Source organism: Pseudomonas sp. B14(2022) (genome assembly GCF_012030485.1).
Lineage (GTDB): Bacteria > Pseudomonadota > Gammaproteobacteria > Pseudomonadales > Pseudomonadaceae > Aquipseudomonas.
Window position 1 is genome coordinate 30,873 of record NZ_JAAUVM010000030.1, and the last position, 22,258, is coordinate 53,130.

Consider the following 22,258-nt stretch of genomic DNA (forward strand, 5'->3'; position numbering starts at 1 on the left):
CGGCCTAAGGGATTGATAAGATTAAACTGCCAAAGCGGGAGCAAACGCCCTCACCTCCGTTATTCATTCACCCCGGCGGGCAATGAAAACCCATGAAGGAAGGACCCCATGCTGGAAATAAAACGCGCCACCCCCACCCCCACCGACGCCAACGCCGCTTTTGACATCCGCCGCGCAGCCATCCGCAGCCAATGCATCGGCGCCTACGCCGCCGAACACATGGCGCTCTGGACCCGTGGCAAGGCCGAGGACGGCTACAGCGCGCTGATGGAAAAACCGTTCTACCTGGGCTGGCTGAACGGTGAGCCGATCGCCACCGGCATGTTTGACCCGGCCAACCACGAAGTCGGCGCGCTGTTCGTGTTGCCCGCATTCACCGGACGCGGGCATGGCAAGGCGATGCTGGATCACCTTGAGCAGGTCGCACGGGAACTGGCGATTGAAGAGGTGGTGCTGGACGCGACGTTGAATGCCGCGAGTTTTTATCGCGCGTGTGGCTACGTGGGGGATGAGCAGGCGATTTACCACTCGCCGTCGGGGTTGCAGTTGGCGTGCATTCCGATGAAAAAGCAGATTGGTTGAAACGGTGTACTGGCCAAAAAGCGCTATTTGCTTGTTACGCAATAATCTGCTCCGCCCGTCACCCTCAAAGTCTGGTCAATAACCGGCGATGTTATAGTCCCGGCGCTTTTTTACCTTTTGATCGCGCCGGGAGGCCCCAGGAGACTCCGCATGAACCTCTACACTGCAGGCTACGAAGGACTGTCTATCGACGCATTCATCGCGCGACTCAAGCAGGCTGGGATCGACAAGGTGCTGGATGTGCGTGAATACCCGCTGTCGCGAAAAAAAGGCTTCTCCAAAAATGCCTTTGCCCAATGCCTGGCTGCGGAGGGGATCGCCTATGAGCACATCCGGCCGCTCGGCTGCCCGAAGCCCATACGCAGGCAATTCAAGGAAGACGGTAATTGGGCCACCTATGCGCGTGAGTTCAGGGCTTATATCCGCACCCAAGGCACGGTGTTGAGCGAGCTGCTTTGCAGTGCGGCTGAACAGCGGGTCTGCATGGTCTGCTATGAGGCGGACGCAAGTTTTTGCCATCGCAGTTTGATTGCCGAAGCCGCGCAGGAAGTGGAGCCGTCGCTGGAAGCTCAGCATCTGTCGGTCAAAACAACGCTATTTGTTGATCGTCTTCGTTCTGTCGCTTAGGCGGATAGATCAAGCTTACGATCAGCCACTGTTTGGGAAAACGATGGATCGTGCCCATCAACAGCATGAGGTCTTTGTCGGGTAGATCGGTTTCCAGCTTGTGCCGAAAGGGGGCCTCCCAACCTTTTGCGCCGTGTTTGCGATACACGTTTCTGAAGAGTTGACTGGCTTCCCAGTCGACAATTTTGTGGATATGGGTTTTCAGTTCACCGTCGACCAAACACTCATAAACGTAATGAAAGTCGAAGGGCACTTTCTCCAGGCGCTTGATGCTGGCGTGTTCCTGCTCTTCAAACAGGCTGGGTTGGCGTTGCATCGATTGCAGCTTGTCAATTTCCTCTGGGGTCCATTCTGTAGAGGCTGATTTCTGGATGCGTAATGCTGCGATGCGTGCCGGCCTGATCAGGCCTAGCGGGACGTTATGCTCAATCCTGGCCTTTTCCAGTGCGTCAAAATTTTCATAAACCATCAGTCTGTCCAGCAATACTCGTCTTTCGTACCAATCGCCTGCGGGCAGGGTCCTGCCCACACAAATACTGTCCACGCCGATCTTATGGCTTTCTGGTCTGCGGTCCGCCGGGCTGCGTTCTATAGAGGCTTCGATCCATTGCCACTTGGCAAACTGCTGATCACTGGTCACCAAGCGAAACGGTACGGGATACAACCGTATGAGATTGCCGTCCTCATCCATCCCCGCAACGCAGGATGTTTCGGCATATTTTGCGCTCGGGGAAGGGTAGGTTTTGCACAGGATCAAGATTCGAACTTTGCGTTTCATGGGGGCCATATCCAGAAGTCTTTTCTGAACTGTATCCAGGCATCGGAAAGCTGCCAGACAGACTTGTAACGGCGCATGCACACATGACAAAGCACTTCGATTCCTGATGCTACACCGCCACCCGTGCCGATAAGTCAGCTCCCGCCGGGGATCTCCATCAGTGACGCAAATGCGCGCGCAAGCTCCCGATCACCTGCTCAACCGACAGCCCTTTGATCACCGGCGGCATCAGGCTTTCACCCAACTCCCGCCACACAAACAGCGTCAGTTCCGCGCCATCGGTGAGCGTTTTTGCCAGGTCCTGCGAACCCAAATCCTGCAACCGCCGATAACGCTCATCCCGCCAGAATGCTTCCTCCACCCAGTCATACACCGGGATGAAATGAAAGTGCAGCGGGAACCCCGGCATATGCCCATAGCGGCTGATATACAACCACTTGGGCTTGAGTTGCGCTTCCATGGCGCGCTGGGTTTTTGCCAGCAGTCCACCCAATTCGGCTAACGCTGCCTCCGGCATATCGGCGAGGGAATCAATCGGCGCCTTGGCGCCCAGCATCAGGTAACCCGGCAGCTTCGAAGCCAGGTGATGGTTGAGCAGCCAGTGCTCGGTCTCAAACAGGATGTAGGCGGGGTCGATCTGCATCAGCACGCGTCCTTGGGAGCAGGGTGGGCAGGATAACAAGCACGCTCGCCTGTATCCCACAAAACCACGGGATCTGTGTCTATCGCGCACGTTGTCGGGTGGATAGCCTCAGGCCACGTTAACTGACGACCGAGCACACCATGGAACTCACCGCTGTCCCGTTTGGCATCACCGACTGGTCCACCGTCGAACCCGAGCTTCACCCCGGCGTTACCGGCAGTGCCTCATGGCGCACCCGCCACTTCGGCACCACCCGCGTGCGCAGGGTCGATTACAGCCCCGGCTACCTGGCCGATCACTGGTGCACGCGCGGGCATGTGCTGCTGTGCCTGGAAGGCGAGTTGCACACAGAGTTGGAAGACGGCCGCCAGTTCACGCTGACGGCCGGGATGAGTTACCAGGTGGGCAATGACATGGAGGGACATCGTTCATCCACTGCCACGGGGGCCAAGCTGTTTATTGTGGATTAAACCTGCAAACCCTTCGAAAACATGGGGACTTTCTCTATCGCAGTGGCAATCTAATGGCTACACTCTGCGCCGGGGCCTGCCCCTGCTGGCGCCTAACGCAGCGTAAGTCGTTTAAATCGTACGCTGCCTAAGGGCCAACCCATGATCGACCGTTTCATGCTCTTGCTGGTGCCCGCCTCATTGGCGGTGTGCACCTCCTTCGCAGTGGCCGCTGATAGCGAGCCGCTGTCGCCACGCTTTGACATCACCCGCTTTGAAGTGCGCGGCAATACGCTGCTGCCGGCCAGTGCGCTGGCGCAAACGGTGGCGCCGTTCGAGGGGGCCCAACGCGACTTCAGCGACGTGGCCAAGGCCCAGGAGGCGCTCGAAGACACCTTCCATCGGCTCGGCTATCCCCTAGTGCGCGTCGACTTGCCCGAGCAGGAATTGAATGGCGGCGTGGTGATACTGGATGTGGTGCAGGTACGGATTGGCCAGGTGACAGTCGCCGGTAACCGGCATTTCAGCACCGCCAACGTGCGCCAGTCGCTGCCGGCGCTGCAGGAAGGCACCTCGCCTGACCTGGCGGCGGTGTCCAAGAGCCTCAAGTTGGCCAACGAGAACCCGGCCAAGCAGACCGTGATGAAGCTCAAGAGCAGCGCCGCCAGCGATACGGTGGACGCCGAACTGCAGGTGAGCGATGAGTCACCGTGGAACGCGGCCCTCAACCTGGATAACAGCGGCTCGAAGGAAACCGGGCGGACCTACATCGGCGCCGTGCTGCAAAACGCCAATATGTTCGGCCGCGACCAGGTGATGAGCCTGCAATACACCACCACGGTGGAGAAGCCCGAGCGGGTCAGTGTCTACGGCCTGGGCTACCACCTGCCGCTGTATGCGCTGGGCGACTCCCTGGACTTGTTCACCAGCTACTCGGACGTCGACAGCGGCACCGTGACGGCCGGCATCTTCGACCTGGCCGTGAGCGGCCGTGGCACGATCTTCGGCACGCGCTACAACCACAACCTGGCGACGGTGGGCAATTACCAATCCAAGCTGGTCTATGGCGTCGACTACAAGGCCTATAAAAGCAGCCTGGAACTGTTCGATGTGCAACTGGGCAACGACATTACCGTGCACCCCATCAGCCTGGGGTATCAGGGCACCTGGGTGCGGGTGGATGGCGACGCGAACATCGGCCTGTCGCTGTTGCACAACATTCCAGGCGGGTCCAAGGGGCAGCAGCGCGATTTCGACCTGGCGCGCGCCCATGCGCGGGATGACTACACAGCGTTGCGGTTCGCGACGAGCATCACGCAGATCCTGCCGGCCGCCTGGCAGTTGCGCGTGGCGTTGAACGGTCAGTACACCAAGGATGCCCTGGTGCCCGGCGAGCAGTTTGGCGCCGGCGGGGCGGCGTCGGTGCGCGGCTTCCGTGAACGCGAGGTGAGCAACGACTCGGGTGTGGTCGGCAACCTCGAAGCCTACACGCCGCCGCTGTGCCTGGGCGGCAGCTGGCAGTGCCGTGCCCTGGCGTTCTATGACGCCGGTTACCTGACCCGTAACAACGCACTGCCCGGCGAGTTCGAGCACATCAGCCTGAGCAGCACCGGCTTGGGCGTGCGCCTGATCTACCGGCGCAACCTCAATCTGCAAATGGATTACGGCCATGCCTTGCACGCCGAAGCCAGTGAAACCCAGCGCGGCGATGATCGCCTGCATGTCCGTCTCAGCCTGGCCTTTTGAGGGTGCCATGACATTCAAACTTACCTTGATGGCGCTCTCCCTGGTGATGGCAACCAGCGCGGCGGCGGCCCCGGTCAACCCGGTGATCGTCAACGGCCAGGTGACATTCACCCAGGATGGCAACACCCTGAGCGTCACCAACAGCCCCAATGCAATCATCAACTGGTCGAGCTTTTCCATCGCCCAGGGCGAGCTGGTGCGTTTTCTGCAACAGAGCAGCAACAGCAGCGTGCTCAACCGCATCACCGGCCAGGACCCCAGCGTGATCCTCGGCACCTTGCAGTCCAACGGGCGGGTGTTCCTGATCAACCCCAACGGCATCGTGTTTGGTGCCGGTGCGCAGATCAATGTCGGCGGCCTGGTGGCTTCGAGCCTGGCGATTTCCAACGCGGACTTCCTCTCGGGCAACCGACGTTTCTCCGCTGACGGGCCGGCTGGCCAGGTCAGCAACCAGGGCGCGATTACCACGCCGTCGGGGGGCCAGGTGTACCTGATCGCGCCGGACGTGAACAACACCGGCATCATCACCACGCCCCAGGGCGAAACGGTGCTGGCGGCGGGGCACTCGGTGCAGTTGGTGGACTCCACTAATCCGGGCATGCACGTGGTGGTGTCGGCGGAACAGGACCAGGCGCTGAACCTGGGCACCGTGATCGCCCAGGGCGGCAACATTGGTATCTACGGCGCGCTGGTCAACCAGCGCGGCACGCTGAACGCCAACAGTGCCGTGGTCGGCGCCAACGGCAAGGTGGTGCTCAAGTCCAGCCGCACCACCTTGCTCGAAGCCGGTAGCAGCACCACCGCCACGGGCGTTGATTGCGGCGGCGACATCCAGGTGCTGGGCGAGCAGGTCGGCGTAATGGGCAATGCGCGCATCGATGCCAGCGGCCAACGCGGCGGTGGCCGGGTGCTGATTGGCGGCGACTACCAGGGCAAGAACCCGGCCGTCCTGAATGCCAAACAAAGTTATCTGAGCCAGGAGGCGCGAATTTCCGCCGACGCCCTGGCCAGTGGCGACGGCGGCAAGATCATCGTGTGGGGCACTGACACCGCGCGCGTCTACGGCACGCTGTCGGCCCGCGGCGGGGCGGCCTCGGGCAAGGGCGGCCTGGTCGAGACGTCCGGGCATTTCCTCGATGTGGCGGGGGCACGGGTCGACACGCGCGCGGCCAACGGCACAGCGGGTTTCTGGCAGTTGGACCCGGCGAATATCCGGGTCACCTCGTTCCTGTCCGGCCCTTCGGCGTCCCTGGGGGACGTGGCGGCCTTCGCCAATGCGCCGGGCACAGACAGTGAAATCGATGCCGACCTGCTGTCCAACGCGACCTCCAATGTGTTGTTGCAAGCCACCCACGACATCACGTTCTACACAGGCGTCAACAACACCAACACTGGTGTCGGCCTTACGGCCCAGGCGGGCAACGACATCCATGTCAATTCGCTGATCCAGTTCAGTGGGGATATCACCCTGGCCGCCAACCATGACGGTGCGGGCACGGCCAGCGGCAGAGGGAGGGTGTTTACCGAGGGGCAGCCAACTGCTGGCGGTCGCTTGACGATCACTGACGTCGACCGGCCGCCGGTCGAGAATCCGGTGCCTGTCGCAGTGCCGCCCCGCTCAGATATGTGTACGTTGGCGCCGAACTCAGCGTTGTGCCAGGTGCTGTCGCCGCCGACGGCGAGTGAGCCGAACAAGCCGGTGCAAACAGCAATGAATCAGTTAATTAAGACCGTGAACGTGTCGTTCTCCTCAGTCATGGACACTACCTCCTCCGGTATTTCCGGTGGAAAAAAGCCGGGCATTTCAACACCGGCTAAAACGCAGGAAGACAAGATAGAACTCTCCACTGACCAGGGCACTACACATGAACCTGTTAAAAAGCAGTACTGCAATTAACGCATTGCTGTTGCTGACACTGCTGAGTGCAGCGACCTGGGTTCAGGCCGCCCCCGTGGCCGGTACCGTGATTCATCTGAGCGGGCCGTTGTTCGTCAAGAAGCTCGACGGCAGCATGCGCGTACTGGGTGAGCAGTCGGGGGTGGAAGTCGGCGATACCTTGTCGACCCAGGGTAAGGGCTACGCGCAAGTGCGCCTGGGCGACGACAGCCTGTTGACCTTGCAACCGGGGACCGTGCTCAGCGTGGACGCGTTTGCCTACGACGTGAATACGCCTGGCGCTGATGCCGCAATGTTCACCCTGAAACAGGGCGGGTTGCGCTCCGATGGCGGGTTGCTGGGCAAGCGCAGCCAGGATCGCTCGACGTTGATCACGCCCGGCGGCCGGATCGGCCTGCAATCGGCCAGCGTGGTGGTGTTTTACCAGCCGGCGGCAGTCGTGGCTACGCGTGCTTCGTCCCGGCTGAACAGCCTGGCGGCAGGGTTGGCGTCATCGGCCGGGCAGGCTGATACCTCTTACACGGCCTTTGTCGCTGCGGTTTCGGCGCGCTATGTCTATCGCCTGGCTGATGTCCTGGCCTCGGTCGAGTCATGGGCGGCGCAAGGCAAAGCGTCGCTTGCGGCGGTAGTGCCTGCGTTTATGTCAGGGTCTTCCAGTGTGCCGGTGCTGCCGCCAGGTTTGTACGTGGAGGTTATCGCCGGTCAGGTCATCTTGGCTAACAAGGGCGGTATGCAGGGTTTCAACGCCGGCCAGTTTGGATTTACGCAAAGCATCGCGACTCCTCCGGGGCTATTACTGAAGAACCCTGGTCTTCCGTTCACTTTGCCGGCCTCATTCTCTTCTAACGTGCCGAAGGCCGTTACGGGCAGCGGATCGAGTGCGGTTGAGTGCCAGGTGCGCTAAGCCGGGTGGACCCCGGCGAGCCCATCAATGCATCTTGCTATGGTCCATGCCATCCAGCCCACGCGCCTTGGCCTGGACCTCAACGGTCTGCTTTTCGCCCTTGGCGTTCTCCACGGTCAAGGTCAGCGGCACCTGGTCGCCTTCCTTGATCTGCCCGGTCAGGCCCATCAGCATCACGTGGTAACCGTCCGGGTCAAGCTTGACCGCCTTGCCCGCCGGCAGGGCCACCGAGTCCACCGGGCCCATGCGCATCACGTCGTCCTTCATGCTCATCTCATGGATCTGCACGTCCTTGGCCACCGGTGAGGCCACGCTGAGCAGCTTGCTGTCGCTGTCGGCGGTCACGGTCATGAACGCGCCGCTGGACGGTTGGCCCGGCACCGAGGCGCGCACCCAGGCGTCGGTCACTTGCACCTGGGCACTGGCGTGGGCGGCGAGGCCCAGCAGGGTCAGGCCAAAGGTGAAGCGCTTGAGGTATTGAACGGCAGTCATTAGCAGACCTCCATGACGGTGAGCAGGTCTTCTGCGCACTCTTTAGCGGTAAGGGATGCCTGCAAACCCAGGCGCAGGTTGCCACGGGTGTCGAAGACAAAACTGGTGGCCGTGTGGGACAGGGTGTAGGTGTCGCCGGCGGGGATCTTTTCATAAAAGATCCCGAACTCCTTGGCGGCCACGGCGATTTCTTCCGGGGTGCCGTACAGCGCTTCAAAGCTGGGGTCGAAGGCCTTGACGTACTTGTCGAGAATCTCCGGCGTGTCGCGTTCCGGGTCCAGGGTGATAAAGATCACCTGCATGATCTCGCCGTCACGGCCCATCAGCTTCTTGGCCTGGGCGGCGCGGGCGAGGGTGGTCGGGCACACGGCCGGGCACTGGGTGAAACCGAAGAACACCACCGGCATCAGGCCACGGTAGGAACTGAGGGTGACGGTGTCGCCCTCGGTGTTCTTGAGCTTGAAGGTGCGGCCCATGATCTTGTCGCTCAAGTCCTTGCCGTACTTGAAGTTCAATCTGGGGCTGTTGTCACAACCGGCCAGCAGGCCCAGACCCAACAGGCCCATGCCGGTCAGGACCTTGCGGCGGGTGAATAACGTACTCATCAACGGTGCATCCTGTGAAACGCCCGCATTGCGCGAAATCAACTCGGCAGGCTTTGAATAGGAGTAAACGAGGAGGGCGCCAAGTCTACCAACCCTGGCCAGCCCGCGTAATCTGCGACGTTCTGCCACAGGGGCACACCGAATTTCATCCTTTTGCGGCGCTGGTGGTAGAGTCGCCGCCATGAAATCGAGCCACCCCGACCGTTCCCTGATCGTCTGGACCCTGTACTTCTGCGTGCTGATGAACCTGTTCGTGTGCGGTTTGGGCCATGGCCAGATGATGGGCCAACAGCTCAATGGGATCGGTGGCGCGTTCTGCGCGGTGGACGGCAAACAGGCGCCACTTTCCGACAAAGGGCTGGGCGCGCCGTCTTCCAGTAACATCTCGAACTACTTTGCCTGCCCGGTGTGCAACGCGGTGACCGTCGCGCTGGTGTTCCTGATCGGCCTGGCCTGGTTGCTGGGCCTGGGGCAAACCCCACGCCCGGCCCATGAGCGGCGCAACAAGGCGCCGCCGCGTTATTCCTGGCCCTCGGCCAACCCCCGCGCCTCCCCCGCATTCTGACGTGTGCCTTGGGCCTCCTGTGACCAGGGGGCGTTCTATCGTCACGACTGTGAGTGCGCTTTATGAACCATCACTTGCCTGCAGGCGCCAGCCGCCTGGTCAGCCAGGCGTCCCGTCGCCCGCGCGTGGAACCGGCACGGCCGGACTACCCAAGCAATGCCCGCTGCTTTGTGCACCTGGATGCACGGCTGTTGCCGTATTGGCACACCGTGTTCGACATCTGCCCGACGCTGCTCAAGCTCGACCCGCCCGAAGGCCTGAACCTGTTTCGCAGCTTCATGACCTGGGCCTATCGCAACCAGCCGGCCCAGGACTGGACCTGGCACCTGAACGTGTGCCGTTGGCTGCTGGCGTCGCCGTATCGCGGGCGGATTGATGAAGAACCCATCGAAACCTTCATGGCCGCCGCGGCGGCGCGTTGGATCAGTACGGATGACAGCCAGGCCCAGGGGGTGGTCCTGGCCTGGCAAGGCTTGACGGTGTTCGATTGGAAGGGCGCGCGCATTCTCGCCGCCGAACAACAGGCACTCCCTGCCACGGAATGGGATTTTGCCTGGTGTCCGCTCGCCTCCTCAGGGGTATTCCAGGGCTGGTTGCCGGTGCCTTGAGCGCTGCACAGTGGATCGGGATTGTTACGTAAACCGCAAAAGTGATTGACGGTTTTAGCGGCTGTTTCCCCAAGGCCCCAGGCTATACCGTGCGCGCACCCGTTGAATGCAGCATCACCCGACCGACAAACAACAGGGTTGGGCTGTAACGGGGTCGCCTCAATCACTTCACGGAGCCTTCATGAAACACACCACGTGCCTGGCGCTCGCCGTCTCCCTCGGCGCCGCGCAGCAGGCGGCTGCATCGGGTTTTATCGATGACAGCAAAGCCACCCTCGACCTGCGCAATTTCTATTACAACCAGGACACCCGTAACACCAGGGCGCCGTCGGACAAGGAGTGGGGCCAGGCCTTCATGTTCAACTACCAGTCCGGTTTCACCGATGGCCTGGTGGGCTTCGGCCTGGACCTGCAAGCGCTGTATGGCCTGCGCCTGGACGCCTCTGGGCGCGCCGGCAAGGCCGGTGAAGGCAACACCCCCGGCAGCGTCTTCCCGTTGTCCGATGGCAAGGCTGCCAATGACTTCAGCAAGACCGGCGCCACCGGCAAGGTGCGCATCTCACAAACCCAGCTCAAGGTCGGCACCTTGGTGCCGAAGATGCCGGTGCTGATGTCCGAAGACGGCCGCTTGTTGCCGCAGACGTTCCGTGGCTATCAGGTCGACTCCAAGGACCTTAAGGACTTCAACCTGATCGCCGGCAAAATGGAGCAGGTGCTCGACCGTAACTCCAGCAATGGCCAGGGCATGTCGATCGCCGGTGCCAACGACCCGGCCAAGGGCACGTTCAGCAATCAGTTCTACTACGGCGGGGTGGATTACGCCGTGAGCAAGCAACTGCAAGTGCAGTACTACTACGCGACCCTGGAGAATTTCTACCAACAACATTTTGTCGGCCTGGTGCACAACTGGCAGTTGCCGGTGGGGCAGCTCAAGACCGATCTGCGTTACTTCTACAGCACCGCCGACGGCAAGAACGGCAGCGCCGCCGGGCGCGGTGAAGGCTATGTGAGTTCCGGCTATTACGCGCCCGGCGTCAACTCGGGCAAGGTCGACAACCGCCTGTGGAGCGCGATGTTGACCTATGGCGTGTACGGGCATTCCGTGGGCCTGGGGTATCAGAAAACCACCGGCGAAAGTGACTTCCCCCACATCAACCAGGGCCAGGGTCGTTCGCTGTACCTGATCACCAATGCCCAGTCGCTGAAGTTCGTCAACGCCGGCGAACAGGCCACGGTGGGTAACTACACCTATGACTTTACCGGCCTGGGCATTCCGGGCCTGAAGTCGAGCGTGACCTATATCCACGGCAGCAACATCCGTGCGGCGCGCCGCGACAACAGCGAGTGGGAGCGCGATTTGCGTGTCGACTACGTGATCCCCACGGGCACGTTCAAGGGCCTGGGCCTGACTTGGCGCGGCGCCGTGCTGCGCGGCAATGACACCGCCGACAAGGATGAGACGCGGCTGATCGTCAGCTACAGCCTGCCGTTGCTGTAAGCCAGGCAGGAGCAACGCTTGATCGGCATCAAGGCCGCCCCGTGCGCCAGCCCGCACACTGGACTCCCGACGGCCGGTTCCTCTGCGAGGCTTGTATGCTCTACCTCCTGTTGCTATTGGCCCATCTGTTCGCCGCGTTGATTTTTATCGGCACTGTGTTCTTCGAAGTACTGATCCTGGGGCACCTGCACCAGCACTTGCCGATTCGGGTGATGGTGCTGGTGGAGCAGGGCGTCGCCCGACGGGCCCGGGTGCTGATGCCGTGGGTGTTGCTGGTGCTGTTCGGCGCCGGGCTCGGCATGGTCTGGCTGCGTTACCTGCCGGCGTTGTCGGCACCGTTGGCGTCCTCGTTCGGCACGTTGCTGGGCCTCAAGTTGATCCTGGCCGCCAGTGTGCTGCTGCACTTTCTGGTCACCATGGCGCGGATGCGCTGGGGCAAGGTCAGCGCGCGCTACAGCCGCTTCATTCACCTGAGCCTGTTCGCGCACATGGTCGCCATTGTGCTGCTGGCCAAGGGCATGTTTTACCTGAGCTGGTAACGACCTTGATGCACATCAAGGTGCGCGCAGCGGTCGCACCGGACAATGGACCACCGCCGCCCGCTCCGGAGTCCGTCATGCGCACCCATCTTCATCCCACCCGCTTTCGTCAGGATCAGGGCGTGTTGGACCTGGCCTGCCAGACGGACACGCGCCGCTTCCATGCCGGCGTCGGTTCCCTCGACCTGCTGCGTGCCCTGCGCGACAGCCGCCAGCGCCAGCGGCCCCTGGCGTTGAACCTGCATTGGCCGGCAGCTGACGCCGGCACCGACTACCTGCACAGCCTCGCCCAGGAAATCCAGTTGATCGGCTGCCAGCTCGGCCCGCGCCAACCGGTCGAACACTTTCACCTGCGCGGCACCACACCGACGATCGAGCAGGTGCGCACGTTGCTGGAACACCTGCACAGCCGCTTCAACTTTTTCGACCACGACCGTGGCGACTACCGTATCGACCTCGACCCCTGGCACATGGACTGGGCGACCCTGGGCCTGCTGCGCGAACAGGGGTTCAACCACGCCAGCATCGGCGTGCCGGACGCCCGCCGCGATGACCCGCTGTGCCAGGCGCGGTACCAGGACCCGGCGCCCATCGAGTCGCTGGTGGATGCGGCGCGTACCTTCGGCTTTCGCTCGGTGAACATCGACCTCGGGTACGGCCATGCCTGGCAGACGCCGGCCAGTTTCGAGCTGAAACTGGCCAGCCTGATTGCCCTGGAGCCCGACCGCCTGCAACTGTTCGATTACGCCCAGCCACCGGTGCGCTACCAGGGCCGGCAACCCCAGGCGTTTTGCAGCGCGGCGGATAAGAGCGCGATGCGCCGCAGCGGCTTTGAGCACCTGGCCGCCGCGGGGTATCACTACATCGGCCTGGGGCAGTTCGCCCGCGCCGACGATGACCTCAAACAGGCCCAGGAGCGCGGTCGCCTCAGCCGTAACTGCGAAGGCTTTACCCTGCACGGTTATTGCGACCACATCGGCTTTGGCCTGGGCGCCATCAGCCAGATCGACACATTGTGTGCGCAGAACACGGCGGTCCTGCCGCACTACCGTGAGCAGTTGGCCAGTGGTCAACCGGCCACGTGCCGAGGCTGGTTTCGCGAGGCGGCCGACCCGGTGCGCCTGCATGTCGCCGAACGCCTGGCCTGTGACCTGGAACTGAATATCCAGGCGGTGGAGCGGCGTTACGGCCTGGTATTCAGGCGTTATTTCGCCAACCTCTGGCCGCTGCTGGAGGCCTTGCACCGCGATGGTCTGCTCGAGTTGTCGCCTACGTTTATCTGGCTGCTGCCCGCGGGCCTGCCCCAGGTGGATGCCATCTGCGCATTGTTCGAACGGGCGGCGCTCGCCACGCCCGTCAGCGCCAACGACGAGGTGATCGACCATGACGGCGTTTGAATTCGACCGTGCCCTGGTGCACAAATACGACCGCCCGGGGCCGCGCTACACCTCATACCCGACCGCGCCGCAGTTCAACAGCGCGTTTGCCCTGGACGACTATCACCAGGCCGTGCGCGCCAGTCACCAACTCGCCGCGCCCAAGGCGTTGTCGGTGTACATCCACATTCCGTTCTGCCAGAGCCTTTGCTACTACTGCGGCTGCCACAAGATCATCACCCGCAAGACCCATCGCGCCGTCGAGTATGTGGCGTACCTCAAGCGCGAGATCCAGATGCAGGGCGCGCTGTTCGAGCGCTCGCGACGCCTGACTCAATTGCACCTGGGCGGCGGCACACCGACGTATCTGGACGATGCGCAACTGGCCGAACTGATGGCCTGCCTGGCGGACAACTTCAGCCTGGATGACAGCGACGCCCATGAGTTCTCCATCGAGGTCGACCCGCGCACCATCAGCGTCGAACGCATCAACACCCTGCGCCGGCTGGGCTTTAATCGGCTGAGCTTCGGCGTGCAGGACTTCGACCCCGACGTCCAGGCCGCCGTGAATCGCGTGCAAAGCGAAGCGCAGATCCTGCAACTGGTGGCGGCGGCCCGCGAGGCCCGCTTCAAATCGGTGAGTGTCGACCTGATCTACGGCCTGCCCCTGCAAACCGTGGCCAGCTTCGACGTGACCCTGAGCAAGCTGATTGCCCTGCGCCCCGACCGCGTGGCCGCCTACAGCTACGCGCACCTGCCAAGCCAGATCCGCGCCCAGCGCATGATCCGCCCCGAAGACATGCCACCCCCGGCACGCAAGCTGGAACTGCTGGAACTGACCATCCGCCGTCTTACCGAGGCCGGGTATGTCTACATCGGCATGGACCATTTCGCCCTGCCCGACGATGAACTGGCACTGGCCCGCGTCAATGGCAGCCTGCAACGCAACTTTCAGGGTTACTCCACCCATGCCGATTGCGACCTGATTGGCCTGGGCGTGTCGGCCATCGGCAAGGTCGGCGACAGCTACAGCCAGAGCGTCAAGGAGCTGTCCCAGTACTATGCGCGCATCGATGCGGGCATGCTGCCGGTGCAACGCGGTTACCGGCTCAACCCCGACGACGTACTGCGTCGCGAGGTGATCAATGGCCTGATGTGCGACGGCCGCGTCGATGTCGCCCAGGTCGAAGCGGCCCACGGCATTCGTTTCAACGACTATTTTGCCCAAGCGTTGACGCAGTTGGACGAGCAAGTGGCAGACGGGTTATTGCTGGTCCAGGACGACGCGCTGCAACTGCTGCCCAAAGGTCAACTGATGGTACGCAGCGTGGCCATGGCCTTCGACGCTTACCTGGGCGGCGCACACAAAGGCCAATTCTCCCGCACCGTCTGACCCACCACGCAGCCCGGTAGCAGTGTGTCAGCCAACACCTCTACCAACCCTGCCACCGCCATCGAAGCCTCGCTAGAGCTCGACATCTCCCACAGGGATCAGCGGTGCCCATCAGACCTACGGCCGGACGTTTTCTACCTGTCAACAACGTTCAAATGTGGGAGGGGGCTTGCTCCCGATAGCGGTGGGTCAGCCAGCACCTCTATCAACTGTGCCGCCGCCATCGAAGCCTCGCTAAAGCTCGACATCTCCCACAGGGGATCAGCGGTGCCCATGCGCTCTACGAGCTGGCTGCTTCCAGCCTGTCACCAGTGTTCAATGCGACGTCCCTTCCGCAAACTCAACCTTATTGCCCACGTTGTACTTGCCCGACGGCTTATTCATGGGAATGCGCTTCACCTCTTCGAGCGTCTGGCTGTCATACACAATCAACGCCCCCTCCGTGGCCCAGATGCTCAGCAACACATACCGCCCGTCCCGGGTGAATTCCACATGGGCCGCCGTCTTGCCCGGCACCGGCCTCAGAGTGTGGGCGATCTCAAGGGTCTGCTTGTCGATCAGGTGAATCGCATCATTGTCCGGCCCAAAAAACACGTCGCTCCACACATAGCGCGAGTTCACATGGCTGCGCATGAAAAAGCCCGGCCCGAGGGTGGGGATCTGTTTGATCAGGCTCCAGGTCTTGAGGTCGATCACCGAGATTTGCCCCTTGCTGATATTCGGCGTGGCAAACACCCATTGCCCGTTGCGTTGCCAGTACGTCCCCGAGCCCAGGTGCGGCATGCCGGAAAGCGGGATGTCGGTGACCACGCGGCCGCTGTCCAGGTCGATCACCTGGCCGCCGCCGGCCTTGCGTGAGGTGGCGATCAGTTGCCGGTAATCGGGCGAGAACGAGAAGTCGTCGAGCACGTCCTGGGCCTGGATGCGCCGGGGCTCGAAACTGGGGCGGGCGTCTGCATAGGACAATTCCCAGACCTCGTTCACGTCCTTGAGCGCGACGATAAAGCTGTTGCGCGGTGGCGCGGTGTACACCGCACTGACCCGTGAGCCGGTGTCCAGGGTCTTGACCAGCGACAGGTCACGCGCATCCAGCAGCACCAGGTTGCCCGGCAGGTAATTGCCCGCCAGGACCCAGCGGCCATCCTTGCTCACCGCCAGGTTGCGGGTGTTGAGGCCTACGCGGATTTCGGCGATCAGCTTGAGGTTGTGCAGGTCGTATTGGCTGATCCAGCCGTCCCGCGAGGCGAAGTACACAAAGCGTCCGTCCGGGGAGAATTTCGGCCCGCCGTGCACCGCGAAGTGAGTGGGGAAACGGTCCAGCACGGCAAAGGTGTCGCCGTCGAGAATATCCATGTGATGGTCGCCGGATTCCACCACCACAAACAGGTTGAGCGGGTCGGCGTGATGCTGTGGCGTGCTCGGCAATTGGCGCAGGTCCGCCAGCAGGCTGTGGCTGTTGCGGATGTCATGCTCGCTCCACGTCGCCGGTGAATCCGGCGGCTGTTGCAGATACTCTGCCAGCCCATCCATCTGCGCGGCACTTAGTTGCGCCGCGAACGCGGCCATCTGGCTGGCGGGCCGGCCGTTTTCGATGACCTTGCGCACTTCTTCCGGCTTGATCCGTCCCAGGCTTTCCGGGAGCAGCGCCGGGCCGGTGGCTCCGATGCGATTAAGCCCATGGCAGCTTTCGCAATACTGGCGGTAATCCTGCGCTGGCGTACCGTGCGCGGCCGTTGCCCAGAGCAGCGGCACCAGCAGCAGGCGTTTCATACCGCCACCGCTTCACGGGCCGGGGCCAGGCTGGCCGGGAAGTGCAGGGCGGCGCCGGCAAACAGGCTGACGACGTGGCCGATCACCGTCAGCGTCGGCACGCCGGGTTCGCAGTCGGCGGCCATTGTGGGCAACTGGCGCAGGGTGCCACGGGCGACGTGCTGGTCGGCGCGTGCGCCATTGCTGATCAGGGCGGCCGGTGTATCCCCGGGCAAGCCGGCCGCCACCAGATGTTCGGCGATCAGCGCCAGGTTCGACAGGCCCATGTAGAACACCAGCGTCTGGCTCGGCTCGGCCAGGCTGGCCCATGGCAGTTTCAACGCGCCGTCGCGCTGCAGGTGGCCGGTGACGAAACGGCACGAACTGACCAGGTCGCGGTGGGTCAGCGGGATGCCCGCATAGGCGCTGCACCCGGAGGCGGCGGTGATGCCCGGCACCACCTGGCACGGGATACCGCGCGCGAGCAGGTACTCCAGTTCCTCGGCGCCGCGCCCGAAGATAAACGGGTCGCCGCCCTTGAGGCGCACCACCCGTTGGCCCTCGTCGGCCAACTCGGCGAGCAGTTCGTTGAGTTGATCCTGGGGCAGGCTGTGACAGCCGCTGGCCTTGCCCACGTAATGGCGGGCGCAGGTCAGTGGGATCAGCGCGAGCAATTCGGCGCTGATCAGTCGGTCGAACACCACCGCGTCGGCCTGCATCAACAGACTCCAGGCGCGCAGGGTTAACAGGCGCGGGTCACCGGGGCCGGCGCCCACCAACGCGACTTCGCCGGGGTGCAAGGGACTGTGCAAACTGGCCGGCAGGCCAGTGGAAGAGTGGGCAGTTGAAATGTGCATGCGACGTCCTTGGTTCATCATCAGGTAGGCGGCCCCCGGTTGTGTCACCGGGTGGTCGAGCAAGGGATCAGGGTGGGCGGCTGGCAGGCGATCTCGGCGTCGCTGAAGTAGCAACCGGGGTCCGGGCCCCAGAGGTCGCCATCGGCCCAGGCGCGGGTGCGCGTATTGCCATTGCAGATCGGCAGCCAGCGGCACTCGGCACATCGCCCGCCGAGGCGGCGCGGGTGTTCGCGCAGGCGCAGCAGCAACGGGTCGGGCTGCTCCAGCCAGAGCTGGCGGAAGGTGGTGTTGCGCACATTGCCCACCGACTGCTGCCACCAATAGGTGTCCGGGTGCACCTCGCCGGTGTTGTCGATGTTGGCGATGCCGTTGCCCGAGGCATTGCCGCCCCAGGCATGCAGCAGGTGCTCAAGCTGCGGGTAATGTTCGGGCAGGTGCTGGTGCACCCATTGCAGCAACAGCACGGCGTCGGCGTCGTTGTTGCCGCTGACGAAATCACTGTCCACGCCGTTTTGAATATCGCCCCAGGCCTGCTGGAAAATCAGCGCCATGGCTTCGCGGCTCATCTGCCGGTGCGCATCCAGTTGGCGGCTGCGCTTGCCGCGCCCGCTGTAGTTGAGGTGCGACAGGTAGAACTTCTGCACGTCAAAGGTGCGCATCAGCGTCAGCAGTTGCGGTAACTGCCCATGGTTGTCCTGGGTCAGGGTGGTGCGCAGGCCCACGCGAATCCCGGCCTCGCGGCACAGGCGGATGGCGTGCATGGAGCGCTGGAAACTGCCGTGCAGTTGGCGAAAGGCATCGTGGGTCGCTTCCAGGCCGTCGATGCTGATACCCACGTAGTCGAAGCGCGCGTCGGCGATCTGTTGGATGTTGTGCTCATCGATCAGCGTGCCGTTAGTCGACAGTGCGACGAAAAAACCTTTATCGCGGGCATAGGCGCTGAGCTCGAAGAGGTCTTCGCGCAGCAGCGGCTCGCCCCCGGAGAGGATCAACACGCGAACCCCGGCGTCGTGCAAATCGTCGATCACCCGCAGCGCTGCCGGGGTGTCGAGTTCATCGCGAAACACACTGTCGGCACTGGTGGCGTAGCAGTGTTTGCAGGTGAGGTTGCAGCGCCGCAGCAGGTTCCAGATCACCACCGGCGGCCGCTCACTGCCAGGGGGCGAGGTGCGCGGCGGCGGGCATTGACCGGCGAGGGTGCGCAGGTACTGACTGATTCGCAGCATGGGCTATTCCTTTGAGTGCGCCGGCGTCAGGCGCAGGCCGGTCTTTTTCAGGATGCGGCTGCTCACCAGCATCTCGTCGGCGCGGCAGGCATCCCCCAGCAGGAAACGCAGGTGCTCGCGGTAGCTGTCGATTTCTTCGCGGCTGCGGCCGTGCACCATGGCGAACAGGTTGTAGGGCCAGTCCGGGCGCCGGGGGCGACGGTAGCAATGGCTGACAAACGGCTGGGCACCGAGCAGTTCTCCCAGGCGCGGCATGTGCACATCGGCCACGTCCCACACGGTCATGCCGTTATGCCGATAGCCCAGGCGGTAGTGGTTGGGTACGGCGGCGATACGCCGGATCGCGCCTTCGGCCTGCAGGCGCTTGAGCAGGTCGAGGGTCGATTCGACGCTGATGCCCAACTGCTCGGCGAGCCAGGCCCAAGGGTCCTCCACCAGCGGCAGGCCGCTTTGGGTGAGGGCGACCAAGTGCAGGGCCAGGGTGTTGTCAGACCGGGAAATACAGACCGACATGGTAGGTGTGCTCCTTCGGCAGATTGAGCACCGCCAACCCGGTCAGGGCCTCGATGCGCGACAGGGTATCGGCCAGCTCCTGCGCGGTGGCGCAGGCCAGCACGAACCACATGTTCCAGCGGTGTTCGCGGCGGTAGTTGTGGGCCACCTGGGGCAGGGCATTGAGCTGCTCGGCGACCGCGTCAAACTGCGCCTCCGGTACAGCCAGCGCGGCCAGGGTGAAGGCGCCGCCGAGACGCTCGATGTCGAACATCGGGCCGAAGCGCGTAAGCACGCCGTCTTCGAGCAGGGCATACAAGCGGTCGAGCAGTTCACTCGGATGGCTGTGCAGTTCCTCGGCCACCTGTTGCCAGGGCTGGCGCACCAGCGGCAGGCCGTGTTGCAGGCGGTTGATCAATTGTCGATCCAGCTCATCCATGGGCCCATACCTGCGACGGTGGCGGCGCGAAACGCCCGCCGCATTGCTTGAAGGCGCGGGTGCTGAACAGCAGCTGGTGGGGCAGGTCGCTGAGCAGATGCTGTTCCAGCAACGCCTGGATCTGCGCCTCGACCACCGCGCGCTCACGGCCGTGGACCATGCAGAACAGGTTGTAGCGCCACTGCGGCAGGCGCCGCGGGCGCTGGTAACACAGGTTCACGCCGGGCGCGCGGCCCAGGCGCGCACCGACCTCATCAACCAGCGCGTCCGGCACATCCAGCACCAGCATGGCGTTGGCCACATAGCCCAGGGCGCGGTGATTGAGCACCAGGCCCACGCGGCGGAACACACCCTGGTCGTGCCATTGCTGCATCTGTTGCAGCACCTGATCGTGGTGGGCGCCGATCTGCTCGGCGAGCTCGTCGTAGGGCCGCACGACGATGGGCAAACCGCGCTCCAGGCACTGGCGCAGATCGAGCATCTGCTCGTGGTTCAGTGGCGCGATCACGGCCGCTCTCCGAGGGGAAATCCAAGGTCGATGCGATAGGCGGTGAGCATCGGCAGGTCCAGCGGAGTGAGGCCGGTGTCTTTCTCCAGCTCGTCGAGGACCTGCTGCAGGTGCTGGCGGTGAGGCCCGGTGAGCACGAACCACAGGTTGTAATGATGCTCGCGGGCATAGTTGTGATTAACCTCCGGGTACTGGCTGACCCGCGCGGCCACCTGTTCCAGGCGCTCGATCGGCACCGCCAGGGCGGCCAGGGTGCTGGCGCCGGCGCGGGTGTGTTCGAACACCGGGCCGATGCGCGACAACGCGCCGGCCAGTTCCAGGCGTTGCAGGCAGGCCATTACCTCGGCCGTGCTGCAACCCAGCACCTGGGCCATTTCGCGGTAGGGCTCGGCGCACAGCGGCATGCCGTGCTGGAAGCGTTCAATCAATTGCTGGCTGAGCGAATCAAGATCCATTTCAATACCCCATCTTTTGCGCGCGCAGGCTGAAGAAAATCCCGCTGGGACTCTGGGCCGGCAAGGTTTTCATTAGGGTCAGGTGGTACGGGTCCCACACTTGCAACTGTTCGCCGTCGCGCACCGACAGCCACAGTTGCTCGCCGCGCCCGGTGAATTCCATGTGCAACACACCGGGGCCGGGGCGCAGGTCGGCGACCACCTGATGGGTTTCGGTGTCGAGCACCTGCACCCGGTCGTTGTCCGGGTAGGCGAAGTTGACCCACAGCTGGCGCCCGTCGGGGCGTGCAGTGACGAAAATCGGCTGCCCGGCTACCGGGATCGCCGCCGTCTGCCGCCAGGTGCGTGCGTCCATCACCAGCACCTGGTGGCGTCCCACCGCCGGCACGAACGCCTGGTCGTCGGCGACGGCCCAGCCTTCCAGGTGGGGCATCTTGTACACGGGCAGCTTGGCCTGGCCGCGCCCATAGTCCTTGAGCACGCGCACCACGCCGCGCTCCGGGTGCCACAGGTCGAGCTGGGCCATGCCGTCTTCACCGAACAGCCCGGCCATGTAGTAGCGGCCGTCGGCGGTGATCAGCGCGTCGTAGGGTTGCTCGCCGACGTCCTTGAAGCGGGTGATGCGCGGCGGGTTGCCGTTGCTGAAGTCGGCGCTCCAGATCTCGCCGGTGTCGAACAGGCTGAACACGAAGCGCTGCCCAGGCGCATCCACCAGGCCGACCACCCGCGAGCGTTTGCCATCGGCCATTGCGGTCGCGGGGATGTCGGCGATGAGGGTCAGGTTCTCGGCATCGAACACCTTGACCCCGCCCGGCACGTAATTGGACACGGCGATCAAGCGCCCATCCTGGCTGATGGCGCCGCCGATGCTGTTGCCGCCCTGGACGATGCGCCGCTCGATGCGTTGGCGCAGCAGGTCGATCTTGGTCAGCCCGCCATCGCGGGCAAACACATAGGCATAGCGCTGGTCGCGGGAAAACACCGCCGAGGCGTGGGACAGGTCGCCCAGCCCCTCGATACGGGCCAGTTCGGTCATGCCGGTGCTCTCGATAATCTGCACGCTGCCGCTGGCGCGTTCGATCACCAGGCCCAGGTCGCCGCTGCCGCGCAACGCGGGTTGGGCGCAGGCGCCCAGCAACAGGCACAGGGATAACAAGGTGGGTCGCATCATGGTGGGGGGCTTCCTTGCAAAAGGCGGTCGACCAGCCAGGCAATATCGCCGGCACTGAGCAGCGGGCCCCAACCCGGCATGGCGCGGGCAGGGCGGCCGTAGGTCACGGTGGCGATCAGGCTGTCGCGGCTGTGGTCGGCGAGGGCTTGCGGTGTGAGCGCCGGGCCCAGGCCGCCGGTGAGGTGCAGGCCATGACAGGCCCCGCAATCCTGGGTCAACAGGTGTTCAAGACGGGCAGCGTCCGGGGTGGCCGCTGCCCGCGCGGGAATCAGCAGGAGCAGCGCCATGGCCGTACCGATCATCGATGCTTGCATGGCGTGCTCCTTGCGCTTATTTCAAGGTCAGGACCCAATCGGCCAACACCTTGGCTTCATCATCGGTGACCTGGTTCGGCGGCATCGGGACCGGCCCCCAGTTGCCCTGGGTACCGTTCTTGATATGGCCGGCCAGGGTGGTGGCGGCGTCCTTCACACCGGCATTCTTGGCCGCGACGTCCTTCAAGGCCGGCCCCACCAGTTTGCCGTCAATCATGTGGCAGCCCACACAGGGTTTGCTGTTGAACAACCCAGGACCGTCTTGTGCCAACACCGGTTGCAGGCTGAGCGCAGCGGCGGAAGCCAGCAGTGCGAGGAGAATATTTTTCATTCGGTGACCTCGTG

26 protein-coding genes are annotated in these 22,258 nt (G+C 63.3%); 12 read left to right on the plus strand and 14 right to left on the minus strand.

Going from position 1 to position 22,258, the window contains the following annotated elements:
• Positions 1 to 108: 108 nt before the first annotated feature.
• Entirely contained in the window at positions 109 to 582 is a 474-nt protein-coding gene (locus HCF10_RS28435) for a GNAT family N-acetyltransferase (RefSeq protein WP_167656864.1), read from the plus strand.
• A 150-nt stretch (positions 583 to 732) separates the two neighbouring features.
• Entirely contained in the window at positions 733 to 1,209 is a 477-nt protein-coding gene (locus HCF10_RS28440) for a DUF488 domain-containing protein (RefSeq protein ID WP_145338468.1), read from the plus strand.
• Here the strand turns inward: HCF10_RS28440 and HCF10_RS28445 are convergent.
• Positions 1,166 to 1,987, minus strand: a complete 822-nt coding sequence (locus HCF10_RS28445) for a hypothetical protein (RefSeq protein WP_145338469.1) — start codon at positions 1,985 to 1,987, stop codon at positions 1,166 to 1,168. The two genes, HCF10_RS28440 and HCF10_RS28445, sit on opposite strands and share 44 nt — an antisense overlap.
• A gap of 157 nt (positions 1,988 to 2,144) precedes the next feature.
• A complete protein-coding gene (locus HCF10_RS28450; protein ID WP_167656865.1) occupies positions 2,145 to 2,630 on the minus strand; it encodes an HIT family protein in 486 nt (161 codons plus the stop codon).
• A 140-nt stretch (positions 2,631 to 2,770) separates the two neighbouring features.
• Here HCF10_RS28450 and HCF10_RS28455 point away from each other — a divergent pair, with 140 nt between their 5' ends.
• The 4 genes from HCF10_RS28455 (at position 2,771) to HCF10_RS28470 (ending at position 7,626) form a co-directional block, all read left to right on the plus strand.
• The gene (locus tag HCF10_RS28455) at positions 2,771 to 3,100 is read left to right on the plus strand and encodes a DHCW motif cupin fold protein (protein WP_131699925.1); all 330 of its coding nucleotides are present in this window, start codon (positions 2,771 to 2,773) and stop codon (positions 3,098 to 3,100) included.
• Between the two features lie 141 nt (positions 3,101 to 3,241).
• A complete protein-coding gene (locus HCF10_RS28460; protein WP_167656866.1) occupies positions 3,242 to 4,825 on the plus strand; it encodes a ShlB/FhaC/HecB family hemolysin secretion/activation protein in 1,584 nt (527 codons plus the stop codon).
• A 7-nt stretch (positions 4,826 to 4,832) separates the two neighbouring features.
• A complete protein-coding gene (locus HCF10_RS28465) occupies positions 4,833 to 6,722 on the plus strand; it encodes a two-partner secretion domain-containing protein (RefSeq protein WP_237683196.1) in 1,890 nt (629 codons plus the stop codon).
• Positions 6,691 to 7,626 (plus strand): FecR domain-containing protein, encoded by a 936-nt coding sequence (locus HCF10_RS28470; protein WP_167656867.1) that lies wholly within the window; start codon positions 6,691 to 6,693, stop codon positions 7,624 to 7,626. Before HCF10_RS28465 ends, HCF10_RS28470 begins: the two co-directional genes overlap by 32 nt.
• A gap of 24 nt (positions 7,627 to 7,650) precedes the next feature.
• Here HCF10_RS28470 and HCF10_RS28475 read toward each other — a convergent pair whose 3' ends face one another.
• Both HCF10_RS28475 and HCF10_RS28480 read right to left on the minus strand, forming a co-directional pair.
• Complete coding sequence (locus tag HCF10_RS28475; protein WP_167656868.1) at positions 7,651 to 8,118, minus strand: copper chaperone PCu(A)C; 468 nt, start codon at positions 8,116 to 8,118, stop codon at positions 7,651 to 7,653.
• Positions 8,118 to 8,723: an SCO family protein gene (locus HCF10_RS28480; protein WP_131699929.1), complete on the minus strand. Its 606-nt coding sequence runs from the start codon at positions 8,721 to 8,723 to the stop codon at positions 8,118 to 8,120. The genes HCF10_RS28475 and HCF10_RS28480 overlap by 1 nt, the downstream gene beginning before the upstream one ends.
• Before the next feature lie 181 nt (positions 8,724 to 8,904).
• Here HCF10_RS28480 and HCF10_RS28485 point away from each other — a divergent pair, with 181 nt between their 5' ends.
• The 6 genes from HCF10_RS28485 (at position 8,905) to hemN (ending at position 14,702) form a co-directional block, all read left to right on the plus strand.
• Positions 8,905 to 9,288 carry a DUF2946 domain-containing protein gene (locus tag HCF10_RS28485; RefSeq protein WP_167656869.1) on the plus strand — a complete coding sequence of 128 codons (384 nt, stop codon included), beginning with the start codon at positions 8,905 to 8,907 and terminating at the stop codon, positions 9,286 to 9,288.
• 62 nt (positions 9,289 to 9,350) lie between these two features.
• Positions 9,351 to 9,896 (plus strand): putative natural product biosynthesis protein, encoded by a 546-nt coding sequence (locus HCF10_RS28490; RefSeq protein WP_167656870.1) that lies wholly within the window; start codon positions 9,351 to 9,353, stop codon positions 9,894 to 9,896.
• A gap of 181 nt (positions 9,897 to 10,077) precedes the next feature.
• Complete coding sequence (locus HCF10_RS28495) at positions 10,078 to 11,394, plus strand: OprD family outer membrane porin (RefSeq protein ID WP_167656871.1); 1,317 nt, start codon at positions 10,078 to 10,080, stop codon at positions 11,392 to 11,394.
• Positions 11,395 to 11,489: 95 nt separating this feature from the next.
• Positions 11,490 to 11,933: a hypothetical protein gene (locus HCF10_RS28500; protein ID WP_167656872.1), complete on the plus strand. Its 444-nt coding sequence runs from the start codon at positions 11,490 to 11,492 to the stop codon at positions 11,931 to 11,933.
• A 77-nt stretch (positions 11,934 to 12,010) separates the two neighbouring features.
• Positions 12,011 to 13,330, plus strand: a complete 1,320-nt coding sequence (locus HCF10_RS28505) for a coproporphyrinogen III oxidase (protein ID WP_167656873.1) — start codon at positions 12,011 to 12,013, stop codon at positions 13,328 to 13,330.
• Positions 13,317 to 14,702 (plus strand): oxygen-independent coproporphyrinogen III oxidase, encoded by a 1,386-nt coding sequence (gene hemN / locus HCF10_RS28510; protein ID WP_167656874.1) that lies wholly within the window; start codon positions 13,317 to 13,319, stop codon positions 14,700 to 14,702. The genes HCF10_RS28505 and hemN overlap by 14 nt, the downstream gene beginning before the upstream one ends.
• A gap of 315 nt (positions 14,703 to 15,017) precedes the next feature.
• Here hemN and HCF10_RS28515 read toward each other — a convergent pair whose 3' ends face one another.
• Genes HCF10_RS28515 through HCF10_RS28560 form a run of 10 tightly spaced genes read right to left on the minus strand, consistent with a single transcriptional unit; the run spans position 15,018 to position 22,244 of the window.
• Complete coding sequence (locus HCF10_RS28515) at positions 15,018 to 16,472, minus strand: cytochrome D1 domain-containing protein (RefSeq protein ID WP_167656875.1); 1,455 nt, start codon at positions 16,470 to 16,472, stop codon at positions 15,018 to 15,020.
• Positions 16,469 to 17,308 (minus strand): uroporphyrinogen-III C-methyltransferase, encoded by an 840-nt coding sequence (gene cobA, locus HCF10_RS28520; protein ID WP_167656876.1) that lies wholly within the window; start codon positions 17,306 to 17,308, stop codon positions 16,469 to 16,471. The genes HCF10_RS28515 and cobA overlap by 4 nt, the downstream gene beginning before the upstream one ends.
• Before the next feature lie 44 nt (positions 17,309 to 17,352).
• The gene (gene nirJ, locus HCF10_RS28525; protein ID WP_167656877.1) at positions 17,353 to 18,534 is read right to left on the minus strand and encodes a heme d1 biosynthesis radical SAM protein NirJ; all 1,182 of its coding nucleotides are present in this window, start codon (positions 18,532 to 18,534) and stop codon (positions 17,353 to 17,355) included.
• Positions 18,535 to 18,537: 3 nt separating this feature from the next.
• Positions 18,538 to 19,047, minus strand: coding sequence for a siroheme decarboxylase subunit beta (gene ahbB, locus HCF10_RS28530; protein WP_131699938.1), 510 nt, complete (start codon positions 19,045 to 19,047; stop codon positions 18,538 to 18,540).
• Positions 19,022 to 19,465 (minus strand): Lrp/AsnC family transcriptional regulator, encoded by a 444-nt coding sequence (locus HCF10_RS28535; RefSeq protein ID WP_131699939.1) that lies wholly within the window; start codon positions 19,463 to 19,465, stop codon positions 19,022 to 19,024. Before HCF10_RS28535 ends, ahbB (HCF10_RS28530) begins: the two co-directional genes overlap by 26 nt.
• Positions 19,458 to 19,973, minus strand: a complete 516-nt coding sequence (gene ahbB, locus HCF10_RS28540) for a siroheme decarboxylase subunit beta (RefSeq protein ID WP_167656878.1) — start codon at positions 19,971 to 19,973, stop codon at positions 19,458 to 19,460. Before ahbB (HCF10_RS28540) ends, HCF10_RS28535 begins: the two co-directional genes overlap by 8 nt.
• Positions 19,970 to 20,428 carry an Lrp/AsnC family transcriptional regulator gene (locus tag HCF10_RS28545; RefSeq protein WP_145338481.1) on the minus strand — a complete coding sequence of 153 codons (459 nt, stop codon included), beginning with the start codon at positions 20,426 to 20,428 and terminating at the stop codon, positions 19,970 to 19,972. Before HCF10_RS28545 ends, ahbB (HCF10_RS28540) begins: the two co-directional genes overlap by 4 nt.
• A gap of 1 nt (position 20,429) precedes the next feature.
• Entirely contained in the window at positions 20,430 to 21,599 is a 1,170-nt protein-coding gene (locus tag HCF10_RS28550) for a cytochrome D1 domain-containing protein (RefSeq protein WP_167656879.1), read from the minus strand.
• On the minus strand, positions 21,596 to 21,913 hold the full coding sequence (locus HCF10_RS28555; RefSeq protein WP_175539109.1) for a c-type cytochrome: 318 nt from the start codon (positions 21,911 to 21,913) through the stop codon (positions 21,596 to 21,598). The genes HCF10_RS28550 and HCF10_RS28555 overlap by 4 nt, the downstream gene beginning before the upstream one ends.
• 16 nt (positions 21,914 to 21,929) lie before the next feature.
• Positions 21,930 to 22,244 carry a c-type cytochrome gene (locus HCF10_RS28560; protein WP_145338483.1) on the minus strand — a complete coding sequence of 105 codons (315 nt, stop codon included), beginning with the start codon at positions 22,242 to 22,244 and terminating at the stop codon, positions 21,930 to 21,932.
• Positions 22,245 to 22,258: the final 14 nt, after the last annotated feature.